The organism is Streptococcus parasanguinis (assembly GCF_901875555.1).
GTDB classification, from domain to species: Bacteria; Bacillota; Bacilli; order Lactobacillales; family Streptococcaceae; genus Streptococcus; species Streptococcus parasanguinis_H.
Window position 1 is genome coordinate 14,865 of record NZ_CABFMD010000037.1, and the last position, 18,196, is coordinate 33,060.

General features: G+C 43.2%; 13 protein-coding genes. 10 read left to right on the forward strand and 3 right to left on the reverse strand.

Going from position 1 to position 18,196, the window contains the following annotated elements; all coding sequences use genetic code 11:
• Positions 1-12: 12 nt before the first annotated feature.
• On the reverse strand, positions 13-2,088 hold the full coding sequence (locus JX304_RS10255; RefSeq protein WP_205012467.1) for a GH92 family glycosyl hydrolase: 2,076 nt from the start codon (positions 2,086-2,088) through the stop codon (positions 13-15).
• Between the two features lie 215 nt (positions 2,089-2,303).
• On the opposite strand from JX304_RS10255, the gene JX304_RS10260 reads away from it, so the two are divergent.
• From JX304_RS10260 to JX304_RS10305, 10 genes are all read left to right on the forward strand, one after another.
• Positions 2,304-3,584: a glycoside hydrolase family 125 protein gene (locus JX304_RS10260; RefSeq protein WP_205012468.1), complete on the forward strand. Its 1,281-nt coding sequence runs from the start codon at positions 2,304-2,306 to the stop codon at positions 3,582-3,584.
• Positions 3,585-3,654: 70 nt separating this feature from the next.
• Positions 3,655-6,300, forward strand: coding sequence for an alpha-mannosidase (locus JX304_RS10265; RefSeq protein ID WP_205012469.1), 2,646 nt, complete (start codon positions 3,655-3,657; stop codon positions 6,298-6,300).
• Between the two features lie 73 nt (positions 6,301-6,373).
• A complete protein-coding gene (locus JX304_RS10270; protein WP_205012470.1) occupies positions 6,374-7,243 on the forward strand; it encodes an ROK family protein in 870 nt (289 codons plus the stop codon).
• Positions 7,237-9,117 (forward strand): beta-N-acetylhexosaminidase, encoded by a 1,881-nt coding sequence (locus JX304_RS10275; RefSeq protein ID WP_205012471.1) that lies wholly within the window; start codon positions 7,237-7,239, stop codon positions 9,115-9,117. Before JX304_RS10270 ends, JX304_RS10275 begins: the two co-directional genes overlap by 7 nt.
• A gap of 225 nt (positions 9,118-9,342) precedes the next feature.
• Positions 9,343-10,272 carry an ABC transporter permease gene (locus JX304_RS10280; protein ID WP_049492090.1) on the forward strand — a complete coding sequence of 310 codons (930 nt, stop codon included), beginning with the start codon at positions 9,343-9,345 and terminating at the stop codon, positions 10,270-10,272.
• A 13-nt stretch (positions 10,273-10,285) separates the two neighbouring features.
• Complete coding sequence (locus tag JX304_RS10285) at positions 10,286-11,218, forward strand: carbohydrate ABC transporter permease (protein WP_205012472.1); 933 nt, start codon at positions 10,286-10,288, stop codon at positions 11,216-11,218.
• A gap of 79 nt (positions 11,219-11,297) precedes the next feature.
• Positions 11,298-12,779 (forward strand): ABC transporter substrate-binding protein, encoded by a 1,482-nt coding sequence (locus tag JX304_RS10290; protein ID WP_205012473.1) that lies wholly within the window; start codon positions 11,298-11,300, stop codon positions 12,777-12,779.
• 169 nt (positions 12,780-12,948) lie between these two features.
• On the forward strand, positions 12,949-13,560 hold the full coding sequence (locus tag JX304_RS10295) for a YesL family protein (protein WP_205012474.1): 612 nt from the start codon (positions 12,949-12,951) through the stop codon (positions 13,558-13,560).
• Between the two features lie 2 nt (positions 13,561-13,562).
• Positions 13,563-15,209, forward strand: a complete 1,647-nt coding sequence (locus JX304_RS10300; RefSeq protein ID WP_205012475.1) for a sensor histidine kinase — start codon at positions 13,563-13,565, stop codon at positions 15,207-15,209.
• A 10-nt stretch (positions 15,210-15,219) separates the two neighbouring features.
• Complete coding sequence (locus JX304_RS10305; protein ID WP_205012476.1) at positions 15,220-16,524, forward strand: response regulator transcription factor; 1,305 nt, start codon at positions 15,220-15,222, stop codon at positions 16,522-16,524.
• Between the two features lie 331 nt (positions 16,525-16,855).
• Here the strand turns inward: JX304_RS10305 and JX304_RS10310 are convergent, their stop codons facing one another.
• Both JX304_RS10310 and JX304_RS10315 read right to left on the reverse strand, forming a co-directional pair.
• Positions 16,856-17,710, reverse strand: coding sequence for a putative RNA methyltransferase (locus JX304_RS10310; protein WP_205012477.1), 855 nt, complete (start codon positions 17,708-17,710; stop codon positions 16,856-16,858).
• 107 nt (positions 17,711-17,817) lie between these two features.
• Positions 17,818-18,135: a YciI family protein gene (locus JX304_RS10315; RefSeq protein WP_049496823.1), complete on the reverse strand. Its 318-nt coding sequence runs from the start codon at positions 18,133-18,135 to the stop codon at positions 17,818-17,820.
• Positions 18,136-18,196 lie beyond the last annotated feature (61 nt).

The following is an 18,196-nucleotide window of genomic DNA, read 5'->3' on the forward strand; positions in this document are numbered from 1 at the left end:
CACTCTCTTTTCTTATGCATGTGGTGGGAGCCAAGAAAGCTCAAACTGGAGCAATTGGGCTTCAAGGAGATCTTGATGGGAAACCTCTTGTTTCTCTTTACCATCTAATAGGGCTTTTTGGATGAAATAGGCGCCTGCAGTGTGTGAGTTGGCGCAAATTTTGAGCTCTTGCTTGGGAAGATGGAGAAGGACTTCTTTAAAGAGGGGGAGGCCCAGATCATAGATTGGTTTTCCTGGGCAGGTTGGATAGAGTCCAAGGGCTGACCAGATGTACCAAGCAGATAGACTACCGTTGTCCTCATCACCTGGATAGGCTTGGAAATCTTGATGGAAAGCTTGGGAACGGATCTGGTGGATAAGGAGATTGGTATATTCGGGGTGGAGACTGTGGCGGAAGAGGTAGGGGATGTGAAAGCTGGGTTGATTGGAGATGGCGATCTGCCCAAATGGGGCTTGGGCCATTTCACTCATTTCATGGATTTCATAGCCATACCCTCTTACGTCAAATTGAGGTCTTTGATTGGCTAAATCCAGCAGTCGTTGGGTGAAGGCTTTTTTGCCACCCATCAGCTCTATCAGGCCGGAGAGGTCGTGCAAGGCTCCAAAAGTAGCCTGGGTTGCAGAGCATTCTGCATAATCTCCTCCCCAACTGGTAGGAGAGAAGGGCTCTTTAAATTTTCCAGTGGTGGATCGCGCTCTCATGAAACCCGTTTGGGCATCGTACAATGTTCGGTAGGAGAGGCTGGAAGCAGCATACTGAGTAGCCATTTCTGTCTGGCTCAATTGTTTTGCGACAGTGGCAATGCAAAAATCACTATAAGCATAATCGAGGCTATGGCTAACACTTTCGTGAAAATCATCGGGTAGGTAGCCAAGTGCCTTGTAAGTTTCATTGCCATGGCGACCAAAATGTTGATGAGGATCAGTTTTTTTGGCTGTTTGGAGCATGGCTGTCAGCATGTTTTCATGTAGATCTGGTGCGATCCCTTTTGTGACAGCATCTGCGAAGACTCCATCGATAAGGGTACCTGGCATCATTCCTCGTTCATCTGGGGCTAACCATTTTGGTAGAAAACCAGTATCCTTGTATGTATTTAAAAATCCTTCGAGAAAGTGACGGTAGTAATCGGGGTAGACAAGGCTAAAGAGCGGAAAAGAGGTCCGAAAGAGGTCCCAAAATCCGATATTTGTATAAGCTTTTCCTGGTTTGATTTCATTATGAGTGACATCCAGGTGCCAGTCATTTCCCTCAGTATCCGTTTCATAAAAAGTTTGAGGGAAAAGGAGGAGACGATACAGGCAATGGTCGAAGAAAGCTTGATCACACCCACCGGTATCTTTTACTTCAATTCGTTTTAGTAGCTGATTCCATTGATCGGCTGCTTCTTTTTTAGCTTCCTCTAGAGAAAGGTTGGGAAGATGATGGTGAGCCATGTCTTGAGACAGATAAGAAGTTCCTAATTGGACGGTCACTTCATTGCTAGCAAAGGTGAGAAAAAGATCTTGATCGATGTGAGTGACGTTCTCGATCGGCTGGCTAAATTGCCACTGGAGATAGAAAGAGTAGGAAGTATCTGAGGTATGAGCCTGATCCAGAATGCGGAAGTGACAGGTGTGGTCTGTAAGGGTCAAGTCCTCTAGTTCATTTGCTGCATGAAAGCAGAGAGTCAGCTTTTCTGGTGCTCGAAAGCGCAGGACAGCCCCGTAGCGGCTTGGAACCAGCTCGCTTTGAATCTGATAACGTTCCGAAAAAATACGAAGGTAGTGGGGCTGAAAAAGAGCTTCTTTCATCGAATAACTGCTTTGGCGACGGAAGAGGTCGGAACATGTAGCTTCTCCTGTGATGGGCGTGATGAGGCACCAAGCGTAGTCTCCGATCCAAGGACTAGGCTGGTGGGTGAGGCGAAAGCCCTGAAAAATAGGGAGATTGGGGTTGAAAAACCAAGCTCCTTGTTCATGTGTCATCTGAGGAAGAAAGTAATTCATTCCAAAAGGGACTCCGGTATAAGGGAGGGTGTTTCCGTACGAATAGTGGGGGTGATTATCGCTCCCCCAGCGGGTATCGATGGTCTGGCAAGTTGTGTGCATCTTGTCTCCTTTTTCTTCATCAACCTTAAATGATCTGTGTTTTTCTTGGAACACGCAGTGGTATTTTCTTCATTGTATCAAAGTGTTGTCAAATATGATAGCGTTTTTATCAAATGGAAAATTTTGTAGAAAAAGGGCTATAGTTTGCGTATGTATTTCCCTTTTGAAATCTTTTATACTGAATAGGAAAGAATCGATATGTGTGAGGAAAATAAATGACCTATTCAAGAGAAATTGTGAGAGAATGGTTGGATCAAGTGGCTGAGCGAGCTAAGGAGTACCCTGAGTGGGTGGATGTCTTTGAACGTTGTTATACAGACACTTTGGATAATACAGTTGAAATTTTAGAAGACGGTTCAACCTTTGTGTTAACAGGTGATATCCCAGCTATGTGGTTGCGTGACTCAACAGCTCAATTGAGACCTTATCTTCATGTGGCTAAACGAGATCCCCAATTGCGCCAGACCATTGCTGGTTTGGTTAAACGTCAGACGACTTTGATTCTCAAGGATCCCTATGCTAACTCCTTCAACATTGAAGAGAACTGGAAGGGTCACCACGAGACCGACCATACAGACCTCAATGGCTGGATTTGGGAGCGCAAGTATGAAGTAGATTCGCTTTGCTATCCCTTGCAATTAGCTTATCTCCTTTGGAAGGAAACTGGTGAAACTAGCCAATTTGATGAAACCTTTGTCACAGCGACTAAGGAAATCCTTCATCTCTGGACAGTAGAGCAAGACCACAAGAACTCTCCTTATCGCTTTGTTCGGGATACCGATCGTAAGGAAGACACCTTAGTTAATGGTGGTTTTGGCCCTGATTTTGCCGTGACAGGAATGACCTGGTCAGCCTTTCGTCCAAGTGATGATTGTTGTCAATATAGCTACTTGATTCCGTCAAATATGTTTGCAGTGGTTGTCTTGGGTTATGTGCAAGAAATCTTTGCAACATTGAATCTAGCTGATAGTGAGAGTATCATTGCAGATGCCAAACGATTGCAAGCGGAGATTCAAGAAGGGATCGAAAACTACGCCTACACGACTAATAGCAAGGGCGAGAAGATCTATGCCTTTGAAGTGGACGGTTTAGGAAATGCTAGCATCATGGATGACCCTAACGTACCAAGTTTGTTAGCTGCTCCCTATCTTGGTTACTGTGATGTGAACGATGAGGTCTATCAAGCCACTCGTAGGACTATTTTGAGCCCTGAAAATCCATACTTCTACCAAGGAGAATACGCTAGTGGGCTAGGAAGTTCTCATACTTTCTACCGCTATATCTGGCCGATTGCCCTGTCGATCCAAGGTTTAACAGCTACAGATAAAGCTGAGAAGAAATTCTTGCTGGACCAGTTGGTCGCTTGTGATGGTGGCACGGGTGTCATGCACGAAAGTTTCCACGTAGATGATCCAACCAAATACTCGCGTGAATGGTTCTCTTGGGCTAACATGATGTTCTGCGAATTGGTCTTGGATTACTTGGATATTCGCTAATGAGCTTTCGCTCAACAGGTTCTTGTCAAGAATCACAAATATATTTTTAAGTTAGAATGAGGTTTTACTCATGGAAAATGTTGTTGTACATATTATCTCTCACAGTCACTGGGATCGTGAGTGGTATCTACCTTTTGAAAGTCACCGCATGCAATTGGTGGAACTGTTTGACAATCTGTTTGATCTTTTTGAAAACGATCCTGAATTCAAGAGTTTCCACTTGGATGGGCAAACCATTGTCCTTGATGACTATTTAGAAATTCGCCCTGAAAATCGCGATAAGGTGCAGCGTTATATCGACGAGGGCAAGCTCAAGATTGGTCCTTTCTATATCTTGCAGGATGATTACTTGATCTCCAGCGAAGCCAACGTTCGCAATACCTTGATTGGACAGGCTGAATGTGCCAAATGGGGGAAATCTACGCAGATTGGTTACTTCCCTGATACCTTTGGAAATATGGGACAAGCTCCTCAAATCCTTCAAAAATCAGGCATTCACGTAGCGGCCTTTGGGCGTGGGGTGAAGCCGATCGGATTTGACAACCAAGTTCTTGGAGATGAGCAATTTACCTCTCAATTTTCTGAAATGTACTGGCAAGGGGCGGATGGGAGTCGTGTACTGGGCATTCTCTTTGCCAACTGGTACAGTAACGGGAACGAAATTCCAGTGGATAAAGATGAAGCTTTGGCTTTCTGGAAACAAAAATTGGCAGATGTTCGTGACTATGCCTCAACCAACCAATGGTTGATGATGAACGGCTGTGACCACCAACCGGTTCAACGAAACTTGAGTGAAGCTATACGCGTAGCTAACGAACTTTTCCCTGACGTGACCTTTGTTCATAGCTCCTTTGATGAATATGTGCAAGCAGTGGAGAGTGCGCTCCCTGAACAATTATCAACGGTTACGGGAGAATTGACCAGTCAGGAAACCGATGGTTGGTACACACTGGCAAATACGTCTTCTTCTCGGATTTATCTCAAGCAAGCCTTCCAAGAAAACAGCAACTTACTCGAGCAAGTGGTCGAACCTTTGACCATCATCACTGGTGGACATCACCACAAGGATCAGTTGACCTATGCCTGGAAGACGCTCTTACAAAATGCGCCGCACGATAGTATTTGTGGTTGTAGCGTGGATGATGTTCACCGTGAAATGGAAGTTCGTTTTGCCAAGGTTAACCAAGTTGGAAACTTTGTCAAGACCAACCTTCTGAACGAATGGAAGGGTAAACTAGCGACTCAAAAAGCCCAGAGTGAGCATCTCTTTACGGTCATCAATACAGGCTTGCATGATAAGGTGGATACCGTCAGCACGATCGTCGATGTAGCGGTTTGTCCATTTAAGGAATTGCACCCGACAGAAGGCTTCAAGAAAATGGCCGCTTTGACCTTGCCAGACTATCATGTAGAAGATTTAGATGATCATCTTGTAGAAGCAGAGATTGAAGACTTGGGAGCAAGCTTTGGCTATACCTTGCCTAAGGATAAATTCCGCCAACCTTATATTGCACGTCAAGTACGCGTGACAATTCCAATTCACCTTGCACCACTTTCTTGGGCAAGCTTCCAATTGGTCGAAGGCCAAGTAGGTTACCATGATGGTATTTACCAAAATGGAGTCATTGATACACCATTCGTAACAGTGAGTGTAGATGAAGGAATTACAGTTTACGACAAGACTACTAACGAAGCCTACGAAGACTTTATCCAATTTGAAGATCGTGGTGATATCGGTAATGAATATATCTACTTCCAACCAAAAGGAACGGAGCCGATCTTTGCTCAACTGAAAGGTTATGAAGTTCTAGAAAACAATGCTCGCTATGCCAAAATCTTGCTCAAGCATGACTTGACCATTCCAGTCAGCGCAGATGAACAATTGGATGCGGAGCAAAGAGGCATTATCGAGTTTATGAACCGCAAGGCAAGTCGCTCAGAAGAGGTGACAACCATCCCTCTTGAAACGGAGATGACTATCTTTGTGGATGATCCGCAAATTCGCTTCAAGACGCGCTTTACCAATATAGCCAAGGATCACCGTATCCGTCTCTTGGTGAAAACTCATAACACTCGTCCAAGTAATGATTCAGAAAGTATCTATGAGGTGGTGACACGGCCAAATAAACCAGCTGCTTCTTGGGAAAATCCTGAAAATCCCCAGCACCAACAAGCCTTTGTCAGCTTGTATGATGATGTTAAAGGAGTAACCGTAGCCAACAAAGGATTGCACGAATACGAAATCCTTGGAGACGATACCATAGCCGTGACCCTTCTGCGTGCTTCAGGGGAACTCGGTGACTGGGGCTATTTCCCAACACCAGAAGCACAATGCTTGCGGGACTTTGAGGTGGAATATGCAGTAGAATGCCATCAAGCTCAGGGGCGCTTCTCCGCTTATCGCCGAGCTAAAGCTTTACAGACACCGATGACCAGTCTTCAAGTTGAAAAACAAGAAGGAAGTGTAGCAGCGTCTGGTAGCTTACTCAAGCATACGGCTTTGACGCATCCTCAGGTTTGTCCAACAGCTTTTAAGGTGGCAGAAAATGAAGAAGGTTACATCCTTCGCTATTACAATATGAGCCAAGAAAATGTGCGCGTGTCAGAAGGACAACAAACAGTTGTCGATCTTCTGGAGCAACCGTATCCGTTCCATTCAGGACTATTGGCACCACAAGAGATTCGTACAGAATTCATTCAAAAAGAAGAAATTTAATTTCAAAAAGAAAGGAGGAGTGAAAAAAGTAAGAATCAACTGCTTTTTTCGCTCTTTTTTATAGGTGAAAGTAATGACCATTGCAACGATTGATATCGGAGGGACTGGGATTAAGTTTGCTAGTCTAACTCCTGATGGAAAAATTTTAGATAAGACCAGCACGCCAACTCCAGAGACTCTGGAAGAGTTACTGGCTTGGTTGGACCAACGTTTGTCAGAACAAGACTATCGTGGGATTGCTATGAGTGTGCCAGGAGCCGTTAATCAAGAAACTGGAGTGATTGAGGGGATTAGTGCCATTCCTTATATACATGGATTTTCTTGGTATGAGGCGCTTGCTCATCATAAGCTACCTGTCCATCTAGAAAATGATGCCAATTGCGTTGGACTGAGTGAACTGCTGGCTCATCCTGAGATTGAAAATGCAGCCTGTGTCGTGATTGGTACAGGAATTGGAGGGGCCATGATTATCAATGGTAAGCTTCACCGTGGGCGCCATGGCTTGGGAGGAGAGTTTGGCTATATGACAACCATTGAACCAGCAGAAAAGCTCAATAATTGGTCGCAGCTCGCTTCTACAGGCAACATGGTTCGTTATGTGATTGAAAAATCAGGTCGGTCAGACTGGGATGGTCGTAAGGTGTATCAAGAGGCTGCAGCAGGTGATGCTCTTTGCCAAGCAGCGATTGAGCGCATGAACCGTAATCTGGCTCAAGGTCTTCTTAATATCCAGTACTTGATCGACCCAGATGTCATTAGCCTAGGTGGCTCTATCAGTCAGAACCCTGAGTTTATCAAAGGGGTGCAAAAAGCAGTAGATGCTTTTGTGGAAAGATATGAAGAATATACCATCGCTCCAGTGATTCAGGCTTGTACCTATCACGCAGATGCCAATCTCTACGGTGCCCTTGTCAACTGGTTACAGGAGGAAAACCAATGGTAAGTTTTACCGGAATCAGCAGTAAACAAGCACAAGCTATACAGTTGCTTCAAAAGCATATTTCCCTACCGGATGTAGAAGTGGCTGTCGCTCAGTCTGATCAAGCTTCCATCTCTATCAAGGGAGAGAATGAACAGTATTACTTGACTTACCGTAAACCTCATCAGCTTTACCGCACCTTATCTCTGCTAGCAACAGCTTTGGCAGGAGGTAACAAGGTAGAGATTGAAGAACAGGCAGCCTATGAAGATTTAGCCTATATGGCGGACTGTTCGCGCAACGCCGTGCTCAATGTCGCATCTGCCAAACAGATGATTGAGGTCTTGGTTCTCATGGGTTATTCAACCTTTGAGCTTTATATGGAAGACACCTATCAGATTGAAGGACAACCATACTTTGGCTATTTCCGTGGGGCCTATTCGGCTGAAGAGCTACAGGAAATTGAAGCCTACGCGCAGCAGTTTGATATGACCTTTGTCCCCTGTATCCAGACCTTGGCCCACTTGTCAGCCTTTGTCAAATGGGGTGTCAAGGAAGTGCAGCAACTCCGTGATGTAGAGGACATTCTCCTCATCGGTGAAGAAAAAGTTTATGACCTGATTGACGGCATGTTTGCGACGTTGTCTAAACTGCAAACTCGCAAGGTCAATATTGGGATGGACGAAGCTCACCTAGTTGGTTTGGGTCGCTACCTTATCCTAAACGGTGTGGTTGATCGAAGCCTCCTTATGTGCCAACACTTGGAGCGCGTGCTGGATATTGCAGACAAGTATGGTTTCCACTGCCAGATGTGGAGCGATATGTTCTTCAAGCTTATGTCAGCAGATGGCCAGTACGATCGTGAAGTGGAAATTCCTGAGGAAACTCGTGTCTATCTAGATCGTCTAAAAGACCGTGTCACCTTGGTTTACTGGGATTATTACCAAGATAGCGAAGAAAAATACAACCGCAACTTCCGGAATCACCACAAGATTAGTCAGGACATCGCCTTTGCGGGGGGAGCTTGGAAGTGGATTGGTTTTACGCCTCACAACCATTTCAGTCGTCTCATCGCTGTCGAAGCTAACAAAGCCTGCCGTGCTAATCAGATCAGGGAAGTTATTGTGACGGGTTGGGGAGACAATGGTGGAGAAACTGCCCAGTTTTCGATCCTTCCGAGCTTACAAATCTGGGCAGAGCTCAGCTATCGCAATGATTTAGAACGCCTATCCGCTCACTTCAAGACCAATACAGGTCTATCCGTTGAGGACTTCATGCAGCTTGACCTGGCCAATCTCTTGCCAGACCTACCAGACAATCTTAGCGGCATCAATCCTAACCGCTATGTCTTTTATCAGGATGTTCTTTGCCCAATCCTTGACAAGCACATGACTCCTGAGCAGGACAAACCCCACTTTGCCAAAGCGGCTGAGACCCTTTCTGGCATTAAAGAAAAAGCAGGCGCCTACGCTTATCTCTTTGAAACTCAGGCTCAGTTGAATACTATTTTAAGTAGCAAGGTTGATGTGGGACGACGCATTCGGGAAGCTTATCAAGCAGGTGATAAAGAGAGCTTGCGACAAATCGCAAGAGAAGAATTGCCAAAACTTAGAAGTGAGATTGAACACTTTCATGACCTCTTTAGCTACCAATGGTTGAAAGAAAACAAGGTCTTTGGCTTGGATACCGTAGACATCCGTATGGGTGGTCTCTTGCAACGCATCAAGCGAGCAGAAAGTCGGATTGCAGACTATCTAGCTGGTTCCATCACACGTATTGATGAACTAGAAGTAGAGATCTTGCCCTTCAATGATTTATACGGGGATCAGGACTTCGCGGCTACAACGGCTAATCAATGGCATACTATTGCGACTGCCTCAACCATTTATACAACATAAAAAATGCCAAGTTGGATGACAGATGTCTTATCCACGGTGAATAGGAGTAGAAGAGGAGCTGTGTTTACAATCACCCTTTTCTACTCCTTTTTTAAAGCTATGTCATAAATTTGTAGAATTTTTTCTATAATTAGGAGTTTGAAAATATAGAAAGGCTATCTTATAATAGGCAATGTAAACGCTACCAAAGTAAAAACGCGCTCAAGACTCAAAGGGGGGAGTTAGATGAAAAAGTTTGTAAGGACTCTGAGAGAAAATTTCATTTTTCTTTTAATGGTCTTACCTGGTGCAGCGTGGTTAATCTTATTCTTCTATATTCCGGTTTTTGGGAATATCGTAGCATTTAAGGACTATCATATCACAGGAGAAGGCTTCATCGACAGCGTCATGAAGAGTAAGTGGGTTGGCTTTGACAACTTCAAGTTCCTCTTTAGTTCCAAAGATGCCTACATTATTACAAGAAACACGGTATTATACAACTTAGGATTCATCTTCTTAGGATTGATTGTTTCCGTTGGGATCGCCATCATCTTTAGTGAGTTGAGATCAAAAAGAGTGGTCAAGGTGCTTCAAACCTCCATGCTCTTCCCATACTTCCTATCATGGGTTATCATCAGCTTCTTCACCGATGCCTTCCTAAATGTGGACAAAGGATTGGTCAACCACATCTTAACTTCACTTGGCATGAAGGCCATCAATTTCTATTCGGAATTGTGGATCTGGCCAGCGCTTCTCCTCTTCTTAGGAATCTGGAAAGGCTTTGGTTATAGCAGTGTTATGTACTATGCGACCATCATGGGAATCGATCCAACTTACTATGAAGCAGCGACCGTGGATGGTGCGTCTAAGTGGCAACGCATTCGCAACATCACCATTCCTCAGTTGTCTTCCTTGATTACAGTCTTGACGATTCTTGCAGTTGGAAATATCTTCCGCGCAGACTTCGGTCTCTTCTACCAAATCCCGCATAATGCTGGAGCGCTCTATAGTGTGACCAACGTTATTGATGTTTATGTCTACAACGGTTTGACCAAGTCAGGGGATATCGGGATGACAGCAGCAGCCGGTCTTTACCAATCGGTAGTAGGTTTGGTTCTTGTTTTAATCTCAAATATCATTGCCCGTCGCATTGATAAGAATGCCGCTCTCTTCTAGAAAGGAGGATCGTATGAAAAAATCAACCATTCAAAAAGAAAAAATTGATAATGTCGGGATCCATTCTTTCAGTAAGAAGAGCAACTTCTTCTTTACCTTATTGTTGACCTTGGTCGGCTTGACCTGTGTGCTTCCCTTCATCTTCGTTGTCATGATCTCTTTGACAGACGAACAAAGTTTGGCAGTTCATGGATTTCAATTCTGGCCAGCAAAATTTGGATTTGATGGTTACCTCTTCTTAGTACAGTTCAAAGACAAAATCTTGCAAGCCCTCTTCATTACCTTGTTTGTGACCATTGTGGGAACAGCATGTAATGTCTTTATCACAACGACCTATGCTTACGCTATCTCACGGAGTACCTTTAAATACCGCAAGTTCTTTACCGTATTTTCACTCCTTAGTATGCTCTTTAGTGCAGGATTGGTGCCAAGCTACATTGTGACGACTCAATTCTTGCAGTTAGGTGATACCATCGGGGCTCTGATTATCCCAATGTTGCTCAGTCCATTTAACATCATCTTGATGCGGACCTTCTTTAAACGGACCATTCCAGAAGCCATCCTCGAATCTGCTCGGATCGATGGGGCAAGTGAAACACGGATCTTCTTCCAAATCTGTTTGCCACTCTCTCTACCAGGGATTGCGACCATCAGTTTGTTCACTGCTTTAGGATTCTGGAACGACTGGTTTAACGCTCTTCTCTATATTAAGAGTGACAACCTTTACCCATTGCAATACCTCTTGATGCAAATCCAAAACAATATGGATTACATCGCTAAAAACGTCGGGGTATCCGGCCAATTGGCAGGAGCTGTACAATCCATTCCACGGGAAACAGGACGTATGGCCATGGTGGTTGTGGCAACAGTGCCAATCGCCATTCTCTATCCATTCTTCCAACGCTACTTTGTAAAAGGCTTGACCATCGGTGGTGTGAAAGAATAAAGCCGTTCGTTGAAAATCAACAGGATTTTCAACTCATAACTTAGTCTAAAAAGAAAATAACATAAAGGAGATTTTTCTTATGAAAAATTGGAAAAAATACGCGTTAGCATCTGCTAGTGTCATTGCTCTTGGAGCTACTCTTGCTGCTTGTGGAAGCCTTACAGGGAACAACAAGAAATCAGCAACAACTGAAGATGGTAAACCAATCATCAAGATGTACCAAATCGGTGACAAACCAGATAACTTGGATACCTTGTTAGAAAATGCCAACAAGATCATTGAAAAGAAAGTCGGCGCAAAATTGGATATCCAATATCTTGGTTGGGGTGACTACGCACAAAAAATGAACGTCATCATCTCATCTGGTGAAAACTATGATATTGCCTTTGCCAATAACTACGTGATCAATGCTCAAAAAGGTGCCTATGCTGACTTGACAGAATTGTACAAGAAAGAAGGGAAAGACCTTTACAAAGCACTTGACCCAGCTTACATCAAAGGAAACACTGTAAATGGCAAGATCTATGCTGTTCCAGTAGCAGCTAACGTTGCATCTTCTCAAAACTTTGCTTTCAACGGACCACTTGTTGAAAAATATGGTATCGACATCTCAAACGTCAAAGACTATGCTTCTCTTGAACCAGTCTTGAAAGCCATCAAAGAAAAAGATCCAAACGTTGTTCCATTTGCCATGAACAAGAGCTACGGTGGACCTTCAGATGATTTCGACTATGTAGCTGTTGATGGACTTCCATTCGTTGTTGACTTGAAAGGTGACACTACCAAGATCGTTGACCGTTACACAATTCCTCGTTATGTAGAAAACTTGAAGACTCTTCACAAATACTACGAAGCAGGATACATTCCAAAAGACGTAGCTACAAGCGATACTGGATACGACCTTTCTCAAGATACTTGGTTGGTACGTGAAGAAACAGTAGGACCTGCTGACTACGGTAACAGCTTGCTTTCTCGTGTAGCAAACCGTAAGATCGACATCAAACCATTTACTGAACTTTACAAGAAGAACAATACCACTCAAGTAGCTAACTTTGTTATCTCAAACAACTCTAAGAACAAAGAAAAAGCAATGGAAGTATTGAACCTCTTGAACACTGATCCAGAACTCTTGAACGGCCTCGTTTATGGACCAGAAGGCAAGAACTGGGAAAAAGTTGCCGGCAAAGAAAACCGTGTGAAAGTCTTGGATGGCTACAACGGAAACACTCACATGTCTGGATGGAACACTGGTAACAACTGGATTCTTTACATCAACGAAAACGTAACAGATGAACAAATTGCACAATCTAAGAAAGACTTGGAAACTGCAAAAGAATCTCCAGCACTTGGTTTCATCTTTAACACAGATAAAGTGAAATCAGAAATCACTGCTCTTACAAATACTTTGAACCAATTCGCAGGTGCGATCAATACTGGTACTGTGGATCCTGAAGTAGAAGTTCCTAAGATGCTTGAAAAATTGAAATCAGAAGGTGCTTACCAAAAAGTGCTTGATGAAATGCAAAAACAATACGATGCATACCTTGCTTCTAAAAAATAAGAACAGGTAGTGTGAAAAGGCTTTGGAGGAATCTCCATAGCCTTTTTAATCCTTTATGAAAATGAATCCTGTAAATGAAAATCAATATTTCAATTAACTAATGTAAATATGGGAAAGCGTTTTATTTTTATGGTATAATAGAATCACTATTTGGGAAAGAGGCTGAATGATGGGAAAAATCATCGAGTTCATTTTTACGAGGGTCTATGTTGCTATGCTGGTAACAGGGATTTTTTGGGTCTTGACGATCTGTGGGGGCGTTCTTCTAGGAGTAGGACCGGCCAGTGCCACAATCATGAGCCTCTATGCGGAAAATGGCATGACTTACAAAGATTATCATTGGTCACGCGCTTGGGAACTTTTCAAAGAAAATCTGGTTCCAGCCAATCAAGTCTTTTATACCTTCTTTGCTATTGAAGGGGTTCTCCTCTATGGCATGTACCTCATGATCCAGATTCCTCACTTGAATTTCTTCCAAATTTTGGTTCTCTTATTTAATCTGGTTTTCCTTTTGGTTGCGCCTCTAGCTTACGCTGTTTATTTGAAATTGCAAGTTCATTTTGCGCTCTCTTATGCCAACAGTATCAAGCTCAGTTTGATCGGAATGTTGCTGGACATTCGTCCGGTTCTGAAGCTCATCCTTGGAACAGCTCTACTTGGCGTCATTAGTTACTATATGCCAGCCCTTCTCTTTTTCGTCTTGATCGGTGTATGGCATTTCTTTGTCAATGATATCTTTGACCCTGTTTATCAAAACATCCACGAAAAATTGGTATCCTAACGATGAAAAAAATCTGGTTAAGTACGCTTTTAAAATTCTACGCCTATGTCATGGTGGTCATTTTGACCATTATGGGCCTGGTTGTCGCGGGGATCTCTTGGAAAAACCAGCAAGCTGAAGCCGATCGGATCGCCCAACGGGTCTTAACCGAAGTAGCGACGGATCTTGAGACCTCTTATCAGCGGGTCACACAAGAAGGCCGTAGTCTCGTTGAAAACCCTGCAAAATTAGAAGGAGTTTATCGCTATTTTACCTTGTCACCATCGGAGTATGAGACTTGGAGATTGAATGCCCAATTCCCTTCTTATATCCAATTGTCCCTACATAAGAATATTGACAGCCTCTATTTGAGCAATAAAAGCATCGAGGGTATCGATGTTACCTTGTCTGATTACAAGACGGTATTTGTCTCTACGCGGCAATCGAAGGGAGGCAAGCAGGTTTCAGCGGACCATTACAAGGCTCCTGCGACAGCCATTCCGGTTTCTTTGACAGATCCGACTACGGGTGCTGGAGTTGGGATTGCTTATATGACGCTGGACCAAGAAATTTTGACGGCAGCGATTGATAATGCCAGAGGCGATCTTCCGATCGCCGTGCGAGTCTTCACTCCCTTTGGGAAAGAGATGTACCATGAAGGGGATAAGGATCTACCCAAAAAGATTAAATGGCAAACCCGTAGTACGATCTATGGCTACAAGGTGGATGTAGCTGTTTCTGAAAGTTATCTGGTCAAAAAGGGTCTAGCTAACCTGACCACTTTTCTCTCTATTGCTTTCCTAATTTTCTTGATCCTTTACTTGTTATTACGGCAGATTTTCAAAAATTATCGGTGTCAAGTCTTCGATTTGGTCGATACCATGAACCAGATCAGTCAAGGCGATAGTGAACGTCGGATTGATACTTCGACCAAGGACCAAGAACTTTTGGCCATTGGGAATATGATCAATACCATGTTAGACAATATGGATAAGAATATTCGGGATATCTATCAGCTACAGCTCAGCCAAAAAGATGCCAATATGCGGGCACTACAAGCCCAGATCAATCCCCATTTCATGTACAATACACTGGAATTTATCCGGATGTATGCCGTCATGCAAGAGCAAGAAGAGTTGGGTGATATTATCTATGAGTTTAGCAGTCTCTTACGCAATAATATCTCAGATGAGCGAGTGACGACAGTTGAAAATGAGCTCGAATTTTGTCGCAAATACAGCTACCTCTGTATGGTACGTTATCCAAAATCGATTGCCTATGGCTTTAGGATCGATCCAGGCTTGGAAAAAATGAAGATTCCCAAATTCACGATCCAGCCTTTGGTCGAGAACTATTTTGCACATGGAGTGGACCACAAACGCAAGGACAATGTGATTAGTGTCAAAGTCTTGCAAGGAGAAGGGCAAGTCATGATCCTAGTTACTGATAATGGGCGCGGGATGGAAGAAGAACAGCTAGAAAAAATTCAAGAGATACTAGCCAATCGCGATCCACACTCAGAAATCGAAGAAAAGAGTGGTCGGCAGTCCATCGGAATTGTCAATGTCCATGAACGCATGCTACTCTATTTTGGAGATCGCTACCATATCCAAGTCTTCTCCCAACCTAACCATGGAGTGACCTATACGATAACCATTCAAGATGAATAAAGGAGACAGAATGTACAAAGTCTTATTAGTAGACGATGAGTATATGATTACAGAAGGGTTAAAAAAATTAATCCCCTTTGACCACTGGAATATGGAAGTGGTCGCAACTGCAGAAGATGCAGACCAGGCCCTTGATTATGTGCGAGAGTATCCGGTAGATGTGGTGATTACAGATGTCAATATGCCTGGAAAAACTGGACTTCAGATGATTGCTGAGATGAAGGATTTGATCCCAGATGCTGCCTTTATCATTATGTCAGGCTATCAGGATTTTGAATATGTCAAGACAGCCCTCAATTTGCGCGTGGCAGACTACCTGCTCAAACCGGTCAATAAGGTGGAGATGGGCAATATCCTAGAAAAAATTCAGCATAAAATCCAGCAACCAAGCCAAGAGTTAGCCAACCGTTTGATTCACGATGACATCTCTGAGGAAGAGTTTTGTCAGTATATCGCAGGTCGGAACTCACTGTGGATTGGAGTCGCTAAGGAGAAAAAAGGCTTTATCAGCTCGTCTTATCAAGTTCTTGGGCAAAATCTTCAACTCTTTATCTCGGATCAAGAAGAAGAAGCCATGATTGAGAAGGCCTTTGAGCCTCCTTATAAGGAGCACTTTCATCAATTTAAGGACCTAGTGGAGCGGAGTCTCTTTTATGGAGCGGCCCCTCTCAATCAAGATGAAGAGGTCTTCCATTACTACGAGCCTGCTTATCGGGTGATTATGCAAGGAAATATCCAGCAAATCTTAGAAGAACTGGACTGGTTAGAAAAAATGATCCTTGAGAAGACACCCAAGGTGTCGCTGACCAAGCAGCTCTTTATCCAATTTTTGATGGATGTCTTTCATTTGTTTGAATACTTGCAAGGAGACGATTTAGCTGATGTGGTAAAGAAAGTCCATGATGCTGCCACCTTTAGCGAGATGATTGGCTTTATCCAGGAAGAGTTGTCTCGTTTCTTATCCCACTATCGAATGAATGAAAATGTAGCGAGTGTCCTTCAAGTGATTAGCCGCGATTACCAAAAAGAACTGTCACTCAAGGACATCAGTCAGGGTCTCTTTATTAATCCAGTCTATTTAGGCCAATTAATTAAACGAGAAACCAATGCGACTTTCGCAGAACTCCTCAACAAACAGCGGATCAAGGCTGCCCAGCAGCTCCTCTTATCAACCAATGATAGTATTGAAGATATCTGCTACAAGGTCGGTTACAGTAATGTTGGCTATTTCTACAAGGTTTTTCGCAAACTCTGTGGAAAATCGCCTAAAACCTATCGCTTACAAGTCATGACAGAGCATACAGAAGATGAGTAAAAGGCTGAGACGGTGGTCTCAGCCTTTTAATTGAAGATAAAGTCTTCTTAGAAACTTTCCTTAGGTGAGTATGGACGTTAGGTGAAATTATCCAGTGGATGATTTCAGCAATCCAGGAAGTTCCATGACGAATTATTGAACCTAAGGTTTCAATAATTCCGACTACCTGAAACAAATGTGTTTCAGGTACTTTTCTCACGGCGGAAAGTTTCAGTAGATGATTGGATAATTCAAACGAATGAACTTTTTTAGGATTTTATTAGATTTTTAAAAATGCATCCTCCTAAAATCTAATGATTCTGCGTCGAATACCCTATTTTGACTTTATCCGCTACGTCCTTTGTATCTTGAGTTTCCCAACCAGCAGCTCAGCTTCAATGGTGATTTCTGTGAGTTGGCTCCAGTCGATTTTTTCTTGGTCAACGTGAAATAGAAGAGGGGTCATGGTGAGGAGCGCCTCACGTTCTTCAGGAGTTAAACTCTTGGTAAGGCTGACCGTTTCGGATGAGAGGATCTGACAGTGATCTTCAAAGTGCTCCAAAATTTCCTGGTTGGAGTAGGATTGCTTGGCCAATTGATCTTGGGCCAACTGACGAATTTCTTTTAGATGAGAAGAGGTTGGGACGACCTTGATGATCACCCCTCCAGCCTGTAAGACACGCTCGAATTCAGCGTAATTAGCTGGGGAGAAGATGTCCAAAATGACCTCCATACTCTTAGATTGAATGGGTAAATGGGCCAAGTCTCCTACAAACCAATTGACCTTCCAGCTAGCGTCGCTCTTGGCAGCTAGCTGCACGGATTCCTTGGAAAGATCAAATGCATAGAAAGTAGCCTTGGGATAGGCTTCTTGTAGCTTTCGGGAGTAATAACCTTCTCCGCAACCGATATCTAGAATTCTGGCATCCCTAGTCGGAATTTTTTGTCCGATCGCTGTGAGAATCGGCTCATAAAACCCTGCTTCTAAGATCAGCTGGCGATTCTGGAAATTTTCTTTGTCATAGTCCTTTGATTGCTTGATCTGGGGAGCCAGGTTGACATAGCCAAATTTTGCCAAGTCAAAAGAATGGGCCTTGGGACATTTAAAACTGGTCCCCACAAGTTCTAGGTTCAGTTGACAGATAGGACAGGCAAAAGCAGTGGCTGTTTGAAATCGTTGTAATTTTGGTTTGATCGGTGTATTCATATTAGTAGTGTAACAAAAGAGCCTCTAGATAGCAACTGATGCTTTAATGGGACTAAGTCACACTTTTTTAACGGTTCTACGCGGTATTGAGTGGACCTTGAGTCTCTTCATTTAATTTTCTCCTTTTCGTCCAATGGATCGCCGAGGATGGTTTTCAATTCTGGACAATATTTACTTGCCTCAAATTCAATGATCTCATATTGAGCAATCTCATTTTGATAGAATGGATCGTGTGCAATGATTTCTTGGACAGCATCTTTATTTTTTGCTCTCATGAGAATGATACCGCCGGTTCTTGGATTTTTTCTTCCAGATGCGATAAAAAGACCTTTTGTATAATACTGATTTAAAAAATCTATGTGTTTTTCTAAGTGTTTTTCAACTTCATCAAGGGACTTTATATAGGTAAGATTTACAATAAACATAAGTGACTCCTTTAAAATAAATGATAAATAGATTATAATACTTTACAAACTACCTGAATAG